Origin of the sequence: Treponema bryantii (genome assembly GCF_900111035.1) — a bacterium.
GTDB lineage: Bacteria > Spirochaetota > Spirochaetia > Treponematales > Treponemataceae > Treponema_D > Treponema_D bryantii_C.
The window spans coordinates 77881-94659 of the sequence record NZ_FOFU01000001.1 but is presented as its reverse complement, the minus strand read 5'-3'; the positions used below and the strand labels follow the sequence as shown (position 1 = coordinate 94659).

Below are 16779 nucleotides of genomic sequence, written 5' to 3'. Positions count from 1 at the left end.
AACAGGTAATAAAAAATGAATAAATACAGAAAAGACTTCCCTTTTTTCAAGGCAATTGATGAAAAATCTTCCGTAGAAAATAAGGATCTTATATATTTTGATACAGCAGCAACTGCGCAGCGCCCATTTATAGTTCTCAATGCAATGACACACTTTTACGCTACAGAGAACGCTAACCCGCTTCGCGGCCTTTATTCACTTAGTGAACGTGCCACAATGGCATATGAAAATGCCCGCGACACAGTTGCAAAGTTCATCAATGCAAAGGAAGCCGCTGAAATTGTATTTACCCGTAATGCTTCAGAAAGCTTAAATCTTGTTGCCTACAGCTGGGGACTTAATCGCCTTCACGAAGGAGACGAAATCTGCGTTTCTATCATGGAGCATCACTCAAATATCGTTCCATGGCAGATGGTTTGCCAGAAAACCGGTGCAAAGCTTGTATTCATGGAATGCGACAAAGAAACCGGAATTATCAGTGACGAAGAAATCGCTGCTAAAATCAATTCAAATACAAAGATTGTTTCAGTTGTACACGTAAGTAATGTACTCGGTGTAACTAATCCTGTAAAAAAGATTGGAGAAGCTGCACACGCTGTTGGCGCTATCTTTATTGTAGACGGTGCACAGTCTGCCCCACACATGAAGGTAGATGTTCAGGATTTCAATGCAGACTTCTTCGCAATGAGCGGACACAAGCTCTGTGGTCCTATGGGAATTGGAGCACTTTATGGTAAACGTGCACTTCTCGAAGAAATGGATCCGTTCCTCCGTGGTGGCGAAATGATTGAATACGTTACCCGCGAAAAAGCAACCTGGGCAGAAGTTCCTCATAAATTTGAAGCAGGAACTGTAAGTGCGGGAGATGCAGTCGGAATGGCAGCAGCAATCCGTTATATTCAGTCTATTGGTCTTGAAAATATTGAAGCTCACGACCGTGAGCTTGCAGAAAGAATGATGGCAGGAATCACACAGATTCCTCACATCAATATAATTGGTCCAAAAGATGCTTCAAAGAGATGCGGTATCATTACCTTCACACTCGACGGTGTTCACCCACACGACATTGCTTCCCTTCTTTCTGAAGAACATATTGCAATCCGTGCAGGCCATCACTGTGCACAACCTCTTGGACAGTATTTAAACCAGACAGCAACCGCCCGCGCAAGCCTTTACTTCTATAATACAGAAGAAGAAGTAGACTGCTTCCTCGAAAAAGTTGCAAAGCTCCGCGAGTGGTCTGGCTTTAAAGACTAAAGCTAATCTGTATATTTAATTGCAATAGCCTCTGTTACCCAGTCATTTGTAGCTGATGATTTAGAATATGAGAATACATTCATCAATGCATCAGCTTCAAGGGTCTGACAGGCTTCTTTCAACTTATAATTTCTTTCTACGTCTGTAACTTTCTTAAAGTATATGGCATTACACTGCATAGTTGACTTTACGTTACCAAGAATCTTATAAGGACGAGTTATCCTGTTTGCATCTACAAATTCAATCTCTCTTTCTAGAGCAGGCATATCAAAGCTTTTCATATAAAACTTAGAAGCATTTACAAGATAAGGAAGGTCTGGTCGAATAGCCATAGTAAACTTCATTCCAGAAAAGAAAATATCAAAATTGTATGTTAAACCACCAATGAAGTTATAGCCCAGCATAAGGCCATCTGCTCTTCCGCCATACTGCATTAAAGATTCTTTTCTTACTACAGAAAAATTAAGTCTGTGGAAACCAGGTTTAATAACAGCTTCGCGGTCCTTTTTTCCAACTGCAGATCCATCAATGAGGAGATTCTCAATATTCTTTCCCCATTTAAAAATTACTTCATCTTCTGCAACTGAAGATACTGTTTCTTCTACAGTAGTTGTAGTTGTTTTTGCTGCAGGTGCTGGTGCTGCAGTCTCTTTCTTAGTTTCCGTTTCTGCAGGATTTGAAGAAGCAGCCGGTGTTGATGCACATGAAGCAACCAATACAGAAATAAATAAAACTGGAAGGATTTTTTTCATTATTTTCTCCTTGATTTCTATAATTCTTTATACAAAATACAGGCACTTTATACAATCCCCTATTTTGTATATACTATGGAGCAATTAAAAATAAATTCATCAATCTTAAATTTTATGTTAAAATAATAATATGAATTTAAGCTATCGAATTCTTGATAGTCATATTTTTGAATCATACATGGCTCTTGAAGGCTGGGAAAGTTTTCCTCTGTTAAAGTCCTATACTACAGATGGAGAATTTTCATTTCTCTTAAAAGAATGTAAGTTCATGATTTTTGACTATAAGCCTTCAGATGGACTTTTAAAAGCAGTTTGCATTTATCGCATGATTGAAGACTGTCTTTCAATTGAATTGTTTGAAGTCAATAAAGATTACAGACAGTTAGGAATCGGTACATATGCCATGGAAAGGCTTATGATTGAAACTGGTGCAAAAACAGTGTATCTTGATGCAAAGAATGCAAACGCAGAAATCTTCTGGAAAAATATCGGCATGAAAAAAATCGATAATCAGACTTTCTGCCTGGAAAACTAAAAAAATTAAGGAAATCATAATGGATACTAAAGAACTTTACCGCGAAATCTTAAATGAACATAATATAAATCCTACTCATAAAACAGATATGGATTCTCCTACCTTCTGTCTTGAAGGAGTAAACCCTAGCTGCGGCGACCAGATTACCCTTCAGATGAAACTTGATGAGAATAACGTAATTACAGATGCAACTTTTACAGGAAGCGGTTGTGCAATCAGCCAGGCCTCTGTAGACATGATGGCAGATCTCGTAATAGGTAAAACAAAGGATGAAGCCCTTGCCCTTGCTGATATTTTTGACAGAATGATTAAAAGCGAAGTTACAGAAGAAGATCTCGAACGCCTTGATGAAGCCGCTGCCCTTCAGGATATTTCACACATGCCTGCACGCGTAAAATGTGCAATGCTCGGCTGGCGAACCATGAAAGAGATGCTCAGTTCACCCCTTGAAACAAAATAAGATTTCTGATATATTTAATATCACTTCGGCGCTTTAGCTCAGCTGGATAGAGCAACTGCCTTCTAAGCAGTAGGTCGACAGTTCGATTCTGCCAAGCGTCACTTAAAACTGCCTTATACGGCAGTTTTTTTTATTTTAAATTATTGTATTTTAATAGCAACAGATCCAAGATATAAAATGTTACTATATATACGTGCATAAGTATTATCCTGTGCAACAGCTACTGCAAACATAGCAACATATAAATATTCACCATCTGATGAACCGGAATAATTATAATCAGGATTAGAAGTGCTGTCCTCTTGTGGCAGCTGATCGGAAGGTAATTCCTTAAAATTAAAAGAATAATGATTGGTAATATTTCTTACTGGAATAACTATGTTTGCATCACCAAAAATATTATTATTATTAACTAATATTCTTGCAAGATATTCTTCACCAATATTACTAAGTCTTATATAAACTCTCTGATTTGAACCGGATGCTGGAAGCAGGATATTTTCACCTGTATGACCGGCAGCTAATAAAGGCACATATTTATAAGTATCAATTAACTTTGTAGGCGCATTATAAGAAGTTTCTTCATTGTTTGCGATATCACAAAGAACATTAACAGCTGAATTAAGTTCAGAATCACTTTTATAAATTTTATAATAAACCTCAGTACCAATAAATTTTATTCCATCATATTCATGATCTTCAGTTTCAAATTCAAAATAGTTTTCTGTTGGAGTATATTCAAGCTCATCATATTCAGGAGCATGATAAACACGATAGGGAGCATCTATTACATAAAAAGTATCAAGTCCGCAGGCCGTGTTAAATAAAATAAGGTATCCTGTAAGAATAAAAGAAATTAAAAATCTTTTTTTACAGAATACCTTATTCATATATATCAAATTTCAGAATGGTTTTTATTCGATTTTTCCGTCTTTCTTAAGAGCAATAAGTCTTGATTTAGCAAGATCAGCCCATGAATCATCAGAAAAATTGTCATTAAGCTCTGTATAAGCAGCTGCTGCTGTAGCATAGTCACCTTTTGCTTCAAGCAGGCGGCCATAGCTGAACATTGCATGTGTTCTTATAACAAAGCTGTTGTCATCTGCAGCAAGTTTGTAATAAGTTGCAGCATCTTCATTATTACCTGTTTCTTCATAGCAGGCAGCAAGATTAAAATAGCACAAAGGAGCAATATAAGTCTTCTTTGCTTTTTCTGCAGCAGCTTTCCAGAAGTCAGCAGATTCAGCATATTTTTTCTGCTGATATGTAATGTCAGCACAGAGCATGTTTGCACGAGCACCAACAATTCCACCCTTCTTTGTATAAGCAGATGCTTTTTCAAAAGCTGTATTAAGTCTTGCTGAGATTTCAGCTTCTTCAAGTCCAGAACTCTTGTCTGTCATTTCAAAAGTAATCTCATCGATTGCCTGTAAGCCCTTAAGTTTATTGTTATTAGCAACATTTGCAAAAATAACATAACCAATCAACAAACAGATAAATACAATAAGTGTTGCGATGAATGCTACCTTGCGTTTTTCAATAAAACCTGCGAGTTTTTTACTTGCAGTCTGTTCTTCAAAATCTGCCATTTTATATAAACCTCAATTCGTTAATTTTTTATTTACGGTCAATATGCAGCTCATTCATAAGCCTTATTACATAAGTTCTTTGTATTCCAAGTACTGCTGCAGCCTTTGTCTGATTCCAGCCATTCTCAGAAAGAATTCTTATGATGTATTCACGCTTAAAAGCATCTATTGCAGTTTTAAGAGATTTGTCTCCGCCATCCTTTCCAATGGCTTCAACAGTCTCGCCCACAGCAGGATTTCCAAGCATAAAGCCTAAATCACTTTCACTTATTACAGGCGGTTTACCTACAATAAATGCACGCTGTACGGCGTTTATAAGCTCATCTGCATTTCCCTGCCAGAAACTGTTAAGCAATGCGGCTTTTGCGCCTTCTGAAAATTCAGTAAAACCTAAACCAGACTTTCTGCTGAAACGTAAAAGATAAGCCTGTGCTATAGGAATTATATCTTCTTTTCTCTGGCGTAACGGCGGAACATTTAATACCACCGTACTAAGCCTAGCATAAAGCTCAGATAAAAAAACACCCGCAGAAACTAATGCTTCTAACGGACGTTCTGCTGCACAGATTATTTTTAAGTTGAGATTTTTTTCTGCTGTTTTCTTAATCATCTCAAGAAAAGCAGTCTGCATAGCCATGGAAAGTGCATCTGTAAAACTGACAAACAAGGTTATTCGCTGACCATACGAAATCATACGGCCTGCATTCTCAAAGCTGTCTATTACCTGCGCTTCTGTAAACGACCTGCAGTTTATCTCAAAAAAATAACCGTCACAATGGGAATGAATGTGTTGAGCTATCAGACGCCTGCCCGTTCCCTTTTCACCAATCAACAATACCGAAGCATTATTACCAGAGAGAGTCTGCACAAGCGTGCTGATTTCCTTTGCAAAACTACTTTGCCCCGCAAAAGGAGTTACTTTCTTTTCCATTCCCACCCGCAGTTTATAACTAATTATTCATTAGTCATTTTTCTGAGACTTCAACATATCTCCAAGTGTATATGCTCCGTCATCATCGTCATTTGAAGTTGACATATACTGAGAGATTTCGTCGCGCTGCTGCTTTCTCTTGAACTCGCGTACAGAGAATGCAACCTGCTCCTTGTCTACTTTTACGTCAACAACGAATACGTTGATTTTGTCGCCAACCTTGTATTTTGTTACAGCCTCTTCAAATGGAACATCCTTATCGTCACTGAGGTTAGCCTTGTTTACAAGACCTTCAATTCCGTTAGGAGCCTTTACAAAGAGTCCGAAATCTGTAATAGAAGTAATCTCACCTTCAAGAGTTGAACCTGGCTTATACTCTTCAGCAAATTCCTTCCAAGGATTGTCTGTAAGCTGTTTTACGCCAATCTTAACTCTGTGAGCCTCAGGATCACATTCAATTACAACTGCTTCGATTTCCTGATCAACAGTAAGTTCACTGCCTGGATGGCGAACTTTCTTTGTCCATGAAATATCATCTGCATGGAGGAAAGCATCGATTCCATCTTCGAGAGCAACGAATGCACCGATGTTTGTAATCTTTACAACCTTACCCTTAATCTTTGTTCCAACAGCATATTTTTCTGCAATTGAATCCCAAGGATTTTCTGTAGCCTGTTTGAAACCAAGTGAAACACGACCAGCCTGGATATCATAACCAAGAATCATTGCTTCAACTTCCTGACCTACAGAAACCATATCACCTGGCTTGTTAACTTTCTTTGTCCAAGAGAACTCAGAAATATGTACAAGACCTTCAATTCCTTCTTCGAGTTCAACGAATGCACCGAATTCAGTAAGCTTTGTAACCTTACCCTTTACGATGTCATTAACATGATACTTCTCTTCAAAGTGAATCCATGGATCTTCAGCAAAGTGCTTGAGAGAAAGATTGATTCTCTTTTCAGCTGGATCAAGGCGGATAACCTTAAGTTCGATTTCCTGACCTTTCTTTACGAAATCCTTTGGACGAGCTACGTGACCCCAGCTCATATCGTTGATGTGGAGAAGACCATCAAAGCCACCCAAATCAATGAAAGCACCGAAGCTTGTGAAGCTCTTTACTGTACCCTTTACAGAATCACCAATCTGTACTGAGTTGAAGAATGCATCGCGTTTTTCATCGATTTCTTCTTCAAGATACTTACGGCGATTTACTACAGGATTAAGCTTGTTATCTGAATAAAGACGTTCAACATAGAACTTAGATCTTAAACCAATCAATGACTCAGGCTTTTCAATCTTTTCTGCATCAGCCTGACTGATAGGCAGGAACGCAGCACGGTCAATACCAAGATCAACTTCGTAGCCGCTCTTAACAACCTTAACAATAACACCGTCAACAGGTGTCTTGTCTTTCCAGGCTGCCTGAATCTCTTTCATGTAGCGCTTAGAATCAGCCTTCTTCTTTGACAATACAGGACCATTTGCATTGTGTCCTGACAAAAACGCCTGAACCTTATCCCCTTCTTTCGGCAGGTCGCCTGCGAACTCCTCTGTAGGGATCAATCCCTCTGACTTGTCTCCAATGTCAACATAAACATAGTCGTTGGTAATCTGTACTACGATACCTTCTACCATCTGACCAGCCTGTGGTGCATTAAATTCTTTCAGGGACTCCTCTAATTGTGTCTGAAAGTCTCCCTTGGAGTTCTGGGATACTTCCTTTTCCACTTCCATTTCTTCCATTCTAAAACCTTTATTTTTATGAAATTTGTTTTTCTATTATCGCACAAACATTGTCTATCGTCAAGTTAGAAGTATCTATATAAAGCGCATCTTTTGCTATCTTTAACGAACCTTCCTTCTTATTTTTGTCCATTTCGTCGCGTTTTTCGATTGCAGCCTTAATCTCTTCAAAAGTCATGTCGCTTACACCCTGATCAAAACGGCGCTGTGCACGAACTTCAGCAGAAGCATCAAGATAAACTTTAACTTCTGCATTAGGGAATACAACTGTTGTCATATCGCGGCCTTCGCAGACAATGCTGAGAGATTTTGTAATCTCGCGCATAAGGTCATTAACAAGATGACGGATTTCTACAATTGCACTTACCTGCGAAGTGTTTGCTGTAATTCTGTCATCATGAAGATGTGCAGTAACATCAGTGCCATTCAAAATAAAATGACCTTCTTTTGTATATTCAATTTTCTGTTTTTTGCAGAATTCAAGAGTTGCTTTTTCATCTTTATAATCAACTCCTGCATCAAGAACAGCCATTGTGAGAGTTCGGTAAAATCCGCCGCTGTTCAAAAAGGTAATATTTAGTTTTTCTGCAAGCATTTTAGCAATAGTACTTTTACCAGTTCCTGCTGGTCCATCAATTGCAATAATCATCTTATTTTTCTCCTGAATAATCATTTATCTTATTACATAAACACGCCATTCCGTAGCTTATTCCAAATCCGATAACAGCTCCCGAAAGAACATCTGTCAGAAAGTGATTTCCACTCAAAAGTCTCAAAACCATTGTTGTAAGGCACACAAGTAATGAAACTGTAAGAACAGGCTTTTTCAGTTTTGATTCTGCATCACGGAAGGTAAACCATGCAACCAGAAAACCAAGTACAAGAAAAACATTTGAAGTATGTCCACTTGGCCATGAACGGAAAAAATCACCCTCTGCAATTCCTTCTGCACTTGGATTAGCAAAATACATATACGGGCGAATTCTTCCAACAATTGTTTTCAAGATTCTGTAAATACCATTTGCATAAAAACCGCAAATCATAAAGGTATACACATCAATAACAGCATTATTAAAAGCTTTCTTTTTATCTTCAGAAGTAAAAAAAGCAAATGCAATTACACCACAACAGATCAATCCCATAAGACCAACAAAAGCATCTCCAGTTTTGTCGAGAGATTTGTTATATGGCTGTGCCAGCTTTGCATCCACAGGATTTACATTTTCGAGGTTATAAGCTGTTCCATCCCATTCAATTGCTTTTCTATATTTTTTTGCCAGAGTAGCAGTACACATTAACGCAGCACCAAAAACAAAAACTGCGATGTATTTAAAAAGAGTTTTTTTATTCATATTATTCACCTTTGCACATTTCGAGTAAACCTTTTACTTCTCTTGGAGTAAGGTCTCGGTGTTCTCCAGGTTTTAAATCATCAAGATTTACATTACCAATTCTTACACGAACAAGGGAGCGGGTTCCGATATTCTGACTTTCAAGCATTTTTCGGATTTCGCGGTTCTTTCCTTCAATCAAAATGATTTTGATTTTGCGAGGCTTAAGAACCTGACATCGAACACACTTATAAAATACGTTGTCTACACGAACACCTTTTTCCAGAAGTTTTGCAGTTTCTTCTGTTACGTCCTGACTTGTTTCTACTATATATTCTTTTTCAATCTGACTTGAAGGATGGCTGAGTTTTGCAGCAAAATCACCGTCATTAGTAAACAAAATCATGCCCTTGGAATACATATCTAGGCGGCCGACATTATAGAGACGTTCTTTATAGGAATCTTTAAGGAGATCTGCTGCTACCTGTCTGCCCTTTTCATCACTGGCAGAACAGACAAAGCCTGCAGGTTTATTCAAAAGTACATAGCACTTTCTTGCTTCAAGATGAACAGGTTTTCCGTCTACTGTAACCTTATCACCTTCTTTTACCTTAGTACCAAGCTCTGTAACAACAACGCCATTTACAGCTACACGGCCATCAAGAATAATCTGTTCCGATGCACGGCGGCTGGCAACTCCGCAGTGTGCAAGAAAAGCCTGTAATCTGACTTCTTCTTTTTCTTTTTTAATAAAATCACTAGCGGGCAAGTTCGAATCTCTCCTGCTCGTCTTCGTCGAGCTTTGGCAGTTCTGCGATAGAATTAAGACGGAACAGTTTTAAGAATTCTTTTGTTGTACCAAAAAGTGTAGGACGGCCAGGAGCTTCTTTTTTTCCGACTTCCTTAATAAGATTGCGGTCTATTAAAAGACGAATCATATTATCTACACCGACACCGCGAATCTGTTCAATTTCTGCACGGGTAATTGGCTGGGAATAGGCAATAATTGCAAGAGTTTCCATTGCAGATTTAGAAAGACGGCCCTCACGTTTTGAACCGTAAAACTCTTTAAGAACTTCCCAATATTCTTTTTTCGGAGCAAGGCACCAGCCGCCGGTAATCATGGCAAGCTCAATGCCCGAATCCTCTGCTTCATATTTTTCTTTTAATTTTTCAAGGCACTTTTCTACTACTTCCTCTGAAAGCTGTGCCTTATTGGAAAGCACCTTAGCGGTAAGAGGTTCGCTTTCCAAAAATAAAATAGTCTCGACCAGAGCGGTCTCTTTGTTAAAATCCATTATCCAACCTAATTGCTTGTAAGTTCTTCTTCGCTTGGAACATAACCTGAATTATCTTCCCTCGCGCATATTTTTATATCACCAAACAGCTTATTTTGGAAGATGGTAATCATTTTAAATTTTACAGCTTCAAGAATTGCCATGAAGGCACAGATAACGTCCATTTCATTTCCCGGGCGGGTAAGCAGGTCAGTAAACAGACATTCTTTTTTATCTTCAAGAAGTTCATTCATAAGAGTGATTTTTTCATTTACAGAAATCTCTTCGTACATATTCAAAATCTTTTCATTTGAATACTGTTTCATCATTGATTTGAAGATATCCTGCATCTGCTGGAGAAGTTCCCAGGTATCTACTTCTTCCCACATTTCTTCAGACTCATCAAAAGGAAGCATTCTCTGAATCTTCTTACGTTCAAAGTTCCATTCTGAATCATCTTCCTGGTCTTCCATAAGTGCTGAAAGCTTCTTAAATTTCTGGTATTCAATAAGCTTGTCTACGAGTTCCTGACGTGGATCTTCTTCATCCTCATCATCATAAGCAACTTCTACAGGAAGAAGCATACGGCTTTTAATATAGATAAGTTTTGCAGCCCAGCTGTAGAACTCAGAGAGGTCTCCAAGATCTGTCTGTACTGCGTAATCAAGATATTCAAGATACTGTTCTGTGATTTGTGCAATAGGAATGTCGTAAATATTTACTTTACTCTCGCGGATAAGTGTCCAAAGCAAATCAAGAGGCCCTTCAAACTCTCCGGCCTTATACTTATGCTTTACTGCAACTGTTGTTTCTCCAGATCCGCCTGCATTACCATTTTCTATCTGTTCCATTTTCTACCGCCTTAGGGAAAGCCTGCAATTTTATAATTCCTTCTGCCCCACCCTTACTTTCCAGTGCGGCAAGACAATTTATATATTTTTCCCTAACTATTTCATCGGCAGAATATTTTAAAACTTCAACAGAAGGAATCAAAACAAATGCTCTTTCTTCCATTCTGATGTGCGGAACCTGAAGCTCAGGTGTTTCAATCCGCTCGTCCCCAAATAACTCAATATCAATATCGAGGGAACGTGGGCCAAACCGAACCTCTCGGCTGCGGTCACGGCCATATTTTGCTTCTATTTCATTTATCTTATGCAGAAAGTCAAACGCATCTTCATCATCGCTGACCCAGCCAAGTGCTGCAGCATTATAAAAGTCTTCCTGATCTTCTACATACATTGCCTTAGTTCTGTAAACGGAACTGAAATGTACGTCTTTCATAAGACGAGAGAGCTCCTCTCCCGCATGAGAAAGGAGCTCCATTGGAGTAAGACCATTAAATGACTTATTGGAACCAAGCCCAAGCAAGACACGTTTCATCTTTCTATAACAATCCGTCTATTTTCCTTCGTCGAAAAGACTTGATTCTCCAGCAGCAGAAGCAGCTTCAGCTTTTGTTGACGACTTCTTTTTCTTTTCGTCCTTCTTCTCTATAACCTGGCCCGGGAATACAATCTCGCGAACCTTAGCTTCAATGTTAGCCGCAATTTCAGGATTCTGTTCAATAAACGAAACTGCATTTTCCTTACCCTGGCCGATTTTTTCTTCGCCCATTGTATACCATGCACCACGCTTATCGATGATTCCATGTTTTACAGCTGAATCAAGAAGTGAAGCACTTGCGTTAATTCCCTTTCCAAAGTAAATATCAAGTTCACACTTTCTGAATGGAGGCGCAACCTTGTTCTTTACAATCTTTACGCGTACGCGGTTTCCGATTGCATCCTCATCGCCCTTACCATCAATAGTTTCTGTACGGCGGATTTCAAGACGAACAGAAGAATAGAACTTAAGTGCCTGTCCACCAGTAGTGGTTTCAGGATTTCCAAACATAACGCCAATCTTCATACGAATCTGGTTGATGAAGATTACGATACAATTTGATTTTCCAATAATAGCAGTAAGCTTACGAAGAGCCTGGCTCATAAGACGAGCCTGCATACCCATTACTGCATCACCCATTTCACCTTCAATTTCTTTTTCAGGTGTAAGAGCAGCAACAGAGTCTACAACAACTACATCTACCGCGCCACTGCGTACAAGATTCTCTGTAATTTCGAGAGCCTGTTCACCAGTATCCGGCTGAGATACCCAGAGTTCATCAATATTTACTCCAAGGTTCTTTGCATAAACAGGATCCAGAGCATGTTCTGCATCTACGAATGCTGCAACACCGCCAAGCTTCTGAGCCTCTGCAATTGCGTGCAGTGCGAGTGTTGTTTTACCAGAACTTTCCGGACCATACATTTCGATTACACGGCCGCGTGGATAACCACCGATTCCAAGAGCCTCATCCAGAAGAATTGAGCCCGAAGGAATTACTTCAATGCCCGCCACATTAGCCTTGTCGCCGAGCTTCATAATTGCGCCCTGGCCGAACTGCTTTTCAATCTGAAGACGAGCCGCCTCCAGAGCCTTCATTTTTTCCGACTGATCCATCGGACTTGCATTTGCATTTGTTGCCATTTAGCCACCTTCCTCCCACATATAATATGGGCTAAACCTAACGATTTTATGCAATTTTTTAGAAAGATTTTTAAATAAATTTCAAAAAATTTGCATTTTATATGTTTTACTATTTGTAAACACTTTTATATACTGCACGGCCAGCCAGAGAAACTGTTCCGTCTTCCAGAACAATTTTTCCAAGAATGCGCACCGGCTTTCCGGCATCCACACCAGGATCTGCAGTAAAACGAACTCTCACCGTTCCTTCATATTTAGAAAGATTTTCATCACCGACAAGCAGGTCACAGGTGTACGAGCCATCTTCATATGTAATGGCATTTGAAATCTTTCCGCCCCAGTTTACCCAGCAGTCAAGATACACAAGAGGACTTGCTGCTACATCTGCGTAAGAAGGAACATCTGTTATTGTATCAAAATCCGGGATTTCAAAATAGCCCATAAGCATGCGGGCCTTTTTCTTTACTGCAACAGAGGCATCTGAATTCAAAATCATATTTACCTCTATCTGCGCAGCATTATCCCTGTGATTCTGGAAATACTGAAGTGCGTTATTATAGCGCTTATTTATTTCTTTATTTGAAAGTACAAAGGCATAAGACTGTGTAGAAAGATCTTTTTCCTTTGCGTCTGATTTTTCTTCTGAAGACAGTTCAAGTTTTGTTAAATCTGCACGTGGACCTGTAAACTGCTGCCCTCTCGGGAAAAATATAAAGGTAAAAATTATACCGAGAATAAAAGCCGCGCCGGTAATTCCAAAAGCTACAATGCGGTCTGGATTTGAACCAAGCGGCGGATAGAACTGTTCAATACGACCGGTATCTACCCAGCGGCAGATTGTATCATAATTACCATGCACACGGATAAATTCCATTGCGCTGTCGGCAGTTTTATTCAGAGGATCATTTTCTTTGATTTCAAGATAATACTGAAGGGCACGGGCTGTATCACCGCGGCGCAGAAAAATTGCAGCCTGACCAAGAAGAAGTCTTGTATCTGTAAGTTTTATTCTTCGCGCCAGCTGAAAATATGAAGAAGCTGCACCTATGTCGCCAACATAAAGACATGCGATTCCCAGAGTAAGATAATACTCAAAGTTTTCTTCATAAATGTCTTTCTTAGCCTCAAGTCTCTTGATTGCAGTAGCAAAACGTCTGCGGCGCATATCAAGCCAGGCAAGAGTAAGTGCATCCTTTGCCATAAAAAACTACTGCCTCAAATAAGTTAAAATTGCATCAAGCTCAGCATTCAACTGAAGAAGTTCCTGCTTGTTCAAAGAAGAAGAATCCTCTTCCAGCGCTGCAATACGATCCAGCAGAGACTGTATGTATTCAGTAGTCAGATGCTCTTTTGTCATATTCTTAATATAAAAATCAACACCTGAATCTTCTGACATCTTTTCTGTCTGTGAAGGCACAAACGGATCTTTTTCAGTTATCTCTGTAACAGGAGTTCCCTCTACTCCAGGAACACCAGTTATAACTTCTACACCCTGAGGAATCAGTTTTTCCTCTTCCTCTGGAGTTTCTGTATTTTCCTTACTGTAAATAAATTTATCTCCAGTTGCAGGAACTGCTGTTCCAGAAAGTGCAATATAGAAAATGAACTTTTCAGATTCTGATGGAGCAAGTTTTACAGGCTTCCAAACTGCACATACTGCAGAGTTATTATATGAAAGTACAGTGTCAAAAACTCTGTAACTGAGCATATCAGGTTCCCAGGTTTTTCTTTCAAGAGTTGAATAATTTGCCAGTGCTACAAGTAAAGGTTCCGTACAATCTGCGCCTGAGAAGAAGAACTGCATTGAAGCATTTTGATTTTTAGAAACAAACCATTTCTGATTCTGAAGAGTTCTGTAAAGAACTTCGTTTTTCACAGGAATATCTTCAAAAGTATAAAAATGATAGGCTGCTGCTTCTCCAAGCACAGTATCCATAACTGCCTTAAAAGCAAATTCGTCAGTACGGGTACCAACATTCTTAATGCTTGCAGTTACTTTAATCATATCAGCATCTTTGTCTTTTTCAGAAGCAAAACATGAAAAATTAACAGTCATTTGTGCTACTGAAGGGATTTCATACATAATTAAAGAACCATCAGAAGTACGTCTTGCAGCTGAATGAACATTGCCGTCTGTAACAAGATTATAAATCTTTTTAGAAGTTTTCAGATAAAAGGCATTTGTAACATATTCATTTGCTTTAGACAAAACCGAAACAGGCTTTCCATCTTCATTTAAAGCAGAAATAGTATACGAGCCGATTTTTGACTTAATTTTAATCTGAATATTACCAATACTTTCCTTTACATTCTTTCTTGATGACTTAATCCAGCCGGTAAAATCTTTAGGTGTTGCTGAACTTAAATCATAAGTATCTTTTGCCGATTGAGTATCTTCTTTTTCAGTCTCTTCAGCGTCATCTTCAGCAGCTTCAAGTTCATCAGCAGCTTCGGCATCTGTAAGAGTTTCATCAACTACAGCAGCCTCTTCATTTTCAGCCGGAGCCGGAGTTTTTGTAGATTTACAGGAAACTGCAGCGGCAAGCATAAAAACAATTGCTGCAGAATAAATTATCTTTTTCATTTTCCCTCCATCACAGAAGCAGTATTCTTCTCATCAAGTATTCTCTGAGCTTCCAATGCTTTCTGTTTCAGAAGCTTCAACTGATATTTTTTCTCATCAAAAGGTTCTGGATCAGGAATATCTTTTTCACCAGCTTCCCTCAGCTCCTGAATTATACGGTCTGCTTCAGCCTGATTGTCTCTTAATGCAGCAATCTGCAATTCAAGGTCAGCAACCTGTTTTTCAAGACTTTCATTCTTTGCCTGAGCCGCGCTCAGTTTTTGTCTTGTTGAATCAACAGCCTCTGAATTATACAAACGCAGCTGGCGCTCATACTCTTCTTTTGCAGCAAGGTACTCTTCTCCAGTCTGCTTCAGAAGATACAAAAGCTTTTCTTCCCTTCCACGCTGAAGTATTGTTTCAAGACGATACTGAGCAGCAGGAGTTTTTGGCGATTCAGGAAATTCTGTTACAATGCGCTCGTAAATTGAGCCGGCCTCATCATACTTATATCCTGCAAAAAGTGATTCACCAATATAGAAAAGTGCAAAGGAATACAATTCGTCATCCGGGTACTGATGACAGAAATCACTCAAAACAACGACAGACTTTTCATATTCACCCAATGAATACAAAAGCTTGCCTTTCTGGTAATAAACACGGGAATAGTACATTGAATCCGGGAAATTCTCCAGAAAGAAATTACAATCATCGAGAGCGCTTTTATTATCACCGTCATACACTTCTGCCATTATGAGCATGAAATATGTATCTGGATTCAGATTTTCTTTGTATGAGACAGCTTTTTTCAGCATAAATTTTGCATCTGACCAGTCACCTCTGGTATAAGATCTGCAGGCCTCAACAAAAGCAGATGATGCAGACTCCGATGCCATTGCATACATAAAAACAGATGCACAAATAACTGCAGCAGCAGTATACTTCTTAAATCTTCTTAACAATCTTCTCAACTCCATTTAAGGCTGCCATTGAAAAAACAGGAACCAGAAACAACTATATCAGTGCCGGCATTTATTACAGAGCCCAAAGTCTCATTATTTACACCGCCGTCCACAGAAATCATATAGTTTAATCCATGCTCCTCTCTGTATTTCTTCAGTTGGGCAACTTTCTCCACACAGGAAGGAATAAGCTTCTGTCCTCCCCAACCGGGATTGACAGTCATCACTAATATAATATCGGCACAAGGAAGGATTTCCGACAGTACAGACACAGGAGTTCCTGGGCAGATGGCTACACCGGCCTTTTTACCCTTTTCATGTATCATTTGAATTACACGATGTGCATGTGCTGTAGACTCAAAGTGGAAGGTTATCCAGTCGGCACCAGCCTGTGCAAAAGAATCTACATGAAGCTCAGGCTTATCAATCATGAGGTGAACATCAAAAGGTAGTTTTGTAAGCTTTCTGATAGAACGGATTACCGGTTCACCATAAGTTATTTCCGGGACAAAAGAACCGTCCATAACATCAATATGAACAGCTCCTCCATTATTATTCTCTATTTTTTTAATCTCGTTTCCAAGCTCTGCAAAATCAGCAGAAAGAAGCGATGGAGCTAAAACCTGATTTTTCATTTGAATTTTATTTTAACAGATAATTACACAATCATCAATATTTTCTATATAATCATTACAAAATTGAAACAATACTAAAAAAATGCATAAAGGTTGAAAATTTTTACTTGACAGATTATAACTTTCGCTGTATAAATCTTGTCCCAATTTTCGCAATTTTTCATAAACTTTATTGACTAAAATCCCCGTTCTTGTGTAAAATTAAAAATAGA

Annotated in this window: 17 protein-coding genes, 1 tRNA gene and 1 pseudogene; 4 read left to right on the top strand and 15 right to left on the bottom strand. The window is 38.9% G+C overall.

Annotation, left to right across the window (positions count from 1 at the left end; genetic code table 11):
- The first annotated feature begins 15 nt into the window (after positions 1-15).
- On the top strand, positions 16-1257 hold the full coding sequence (locus BMY21_RS00475; RefSeq protein WP_074639888.1) for an aminotransferase class V-fold PLP-dependent enzyme: 1242 nt from the start codon (positions 16-18) through the stop codon (positions 1255-1257).
- A gap of 2 nt (positions 1258-1259) precedes the next feature.
- On the opposite strand, the gene BMY21_RS00470 is transcribed toward BMY21_RS00475, so the two are convergent.
- The gene (locus tag BMY21_RS00470) at positions 1260-2009 is read right to left on the bottom strand and encodes a hypothetical protein (RefSeq protein ID WP_074639886.1); all 750 of its coding nucleotides are present in this window, start codon (positions 2007-2009) and stop codon (positions 1260-1262) included.
- A gap of 130 nt (positions 2010-2139) precedes the next feature.
- Here BMY21_RS00470 and BMY21_RS00465 point away from each other — a divergent pair, with 130 nt between their 5' ends.
- From BMY21_RS00465 to BMY21_RS00455, 3 genes are all read left to right on the top strand, one after another.
- Positions 2140-2544 carry a GNAT family N-acetyltransferase gene (locus tag BMY21_RS00465; protein WP_143064132.1) on the top strand — a complete coding sequence of 135 codons (405 nt, stop codon included), beginning with the start codon at positions 2140-2142 and terminating at the stop codon, positions 2542-2544.
- 19 nt (positions 2545-2563) lie between these two features.
- Positions 2564-3004 (top strand): Fe-S cluster assembly sulfur transfer protein SufU, encoded by a 441-nt coding sequence (gene sufU, locus BMY21_RS00460; RefSeq protein ID WP_143064131.1) that lies wholly within the window; start codon positions 2564-2566, stop codon positions 3002-3004.
- A gap of 27 nt (positions 3005-3031) precedes the next feature.
- Positions 3032-3105: transfer RNA gene (locus BMY21_RS00455), tRNA-Arg, on the top strand.
- Between the two features lie 39 nt (positions 3106-3144).
- On the opposite strand, the gene BMY21_RS00450 is transcribed toward BMY21_RS00455, so the two are convergent.
- The 14 genes and pseudogenes from BMY21_RS00450 to rpe all read right to left on the bottom strand — a co-directional run bounded on the left by BMY21_RS00450 (position 3145) and on the right by rpe (position 16567).
- Positions 3145-3894 (bottom strand): hypothetical protein, encoded by a 750-nt coding sequence (locus tag BMY21_RS00450; protein ID WP_074639881.1) that lies wholly within the window; start codon positions 3892-3894, stop codon positions 3145-3147.
- A 24-nt stretch (positions 3895-3918) separates the two neighbouring features.
- Positions 3919-4593, bottom strand: coding sequence for a tetratricopeptide repeat protein (locus BMY21_RS00445; RefSeq protein WP_074639879.1), 675 nt, complete (start codon positions 4591-4593; stop codon positions 3919-3921).
- 28 nt (positions 4594-4621) lie between these two features.
- Positions 4622-5524: a sigma 54-interacting transcriptional regulator gene (locus BMY21_RS00440; protein WP_074639878.1), complete on the bottom strand. Its 903-nt coding sequence runs from the start codon at positions 5522-5524 to the stop codon at positions 4622-4624.
- A 30-nt stretch (positions 5525-5554) separates the two neighbouring features.
- Positions 5555-7919 (bottom strand): annotated as a pseudogene (rpsA, locus tag BMY21_RS00435) (30S ribosomal protein S1).
- 1 nt (position 7920) lies between these two features.
- Positions 7921-8622: a phosphatase PAP2 family protein gene (locus tag BMY21_RS00425; RefSeq protein WP_074639873.1), complete on the bottom strand. Its 702-nt coding sequence runs from the start codon at positions 8620-8622 to the stop codon at positions 7921-7923.
- 1 nt (position 8623) lies between these two features.
- Complete coding sequence (locus BMY21_RS00420; protein ID WP_074639871.1) at positions 8624-9370, bottom strand: pseudouridine synthase; 747 nt, start codon at positions 9368-9370, stop codon at positions 8624-8626.
- Positions 9360-9899, bottom strand: a complete 540-nt coding sequence (gene scpB / locus BMY21_RS00415) for an SMC-Scp complex subunit ScpB (protein WP_074639870.1) — start codon at positions 9897-9899, stop codon at positions 9360-9362. The genes BMY21_RS00420 and scpB overlap by 11 nt, the downstream gene beginning before the upstream one ends.
- 8 nt (positions 9900-9907) lie before the next feature.
- Positions 9908-10729, bottom strand: a complete 822-nt coding sequence (locus BMY21_RS00410; RefSeq protein ID WP_083379613.1) for a segregation and condensation protein A — start codon at positions 10727-10729, stop codon at positions 9908-9910.
- Positions 10707-11261, bottom strand: coding sequence for a 2-amino-4-hydroxy-6-hydroxymethyldihydropteridine diphosphokinase (folK, locus tag BMY21_RS00405; protein ID WP_074639868.1), 555 nt, complete (start codon positions 11259-11261; stop codon positions 10707-10709). Before folK ends, BMY21_RS00410 begins: the two co-directional genes overlap by 23 nt.
- Before the next feature lie 18 nt (positions 11262-11279).
- Positions 11280-12407, bottom strand: coding sequence for a recombinase RecA (recA, locus tag BMY21_RS00400; protein WP_074639866.1), 1128 nt, complete (start codon positions 12405-12407; stop codon positions 11280-11282).
- A gap of 109 nt (positions 12408-12516) precedes the next feature.
- Complete coding sequence (locus BMY21_RS00395) at positions 12517-13608, bottom strand: DUF8514 domain-containing protein (RefSeq protein ID WP_074639865.1); 1092 nt, start codon at positions 13606-13608, stop codon at positions 12517-12519.
- Between the two features lie 6 nt (positions 13609-13614).
- Positions 13615-14991 carry a hypothetical protein gene (locus BMY21_RS00390; RefSeq protein WP_074639864.1) on the bottom strand — a complete coding sequence of 459 codons (1377 nt, stop codon included), beginning with the start codon at positions 14989-14991 and terminating at the stop codon, positions 13615-13617.
- On the bottom strand, positions 14988-15932 hold the full coding sequence (locus tag BMY21_RS00385) for a tetratricopeptide repeat protein (protein WP_074639863.1): 945 nt from the start codon (positions 15930-15932) through the stop codon (positions 14988-14990). Before BMY21_RS00385 ends, BMY21_RS00390 begins: the two co-directional genes overlap by 4 nt.
- 5 nt (positions 15933-15937) lie before the next feature.
- A complete protein-coding gene (gene rpe, locus BMY21_RS00380; RefSeq protein WP_074639862.1) occupies positions 15938-16567 on the bottom strand; it encodes a ribulose-phosphate 3-epimerase in 630 nt (209 codons plus the stop codon).
- Positions 16568-16779 lie beyond the last annotated feature (212 nt).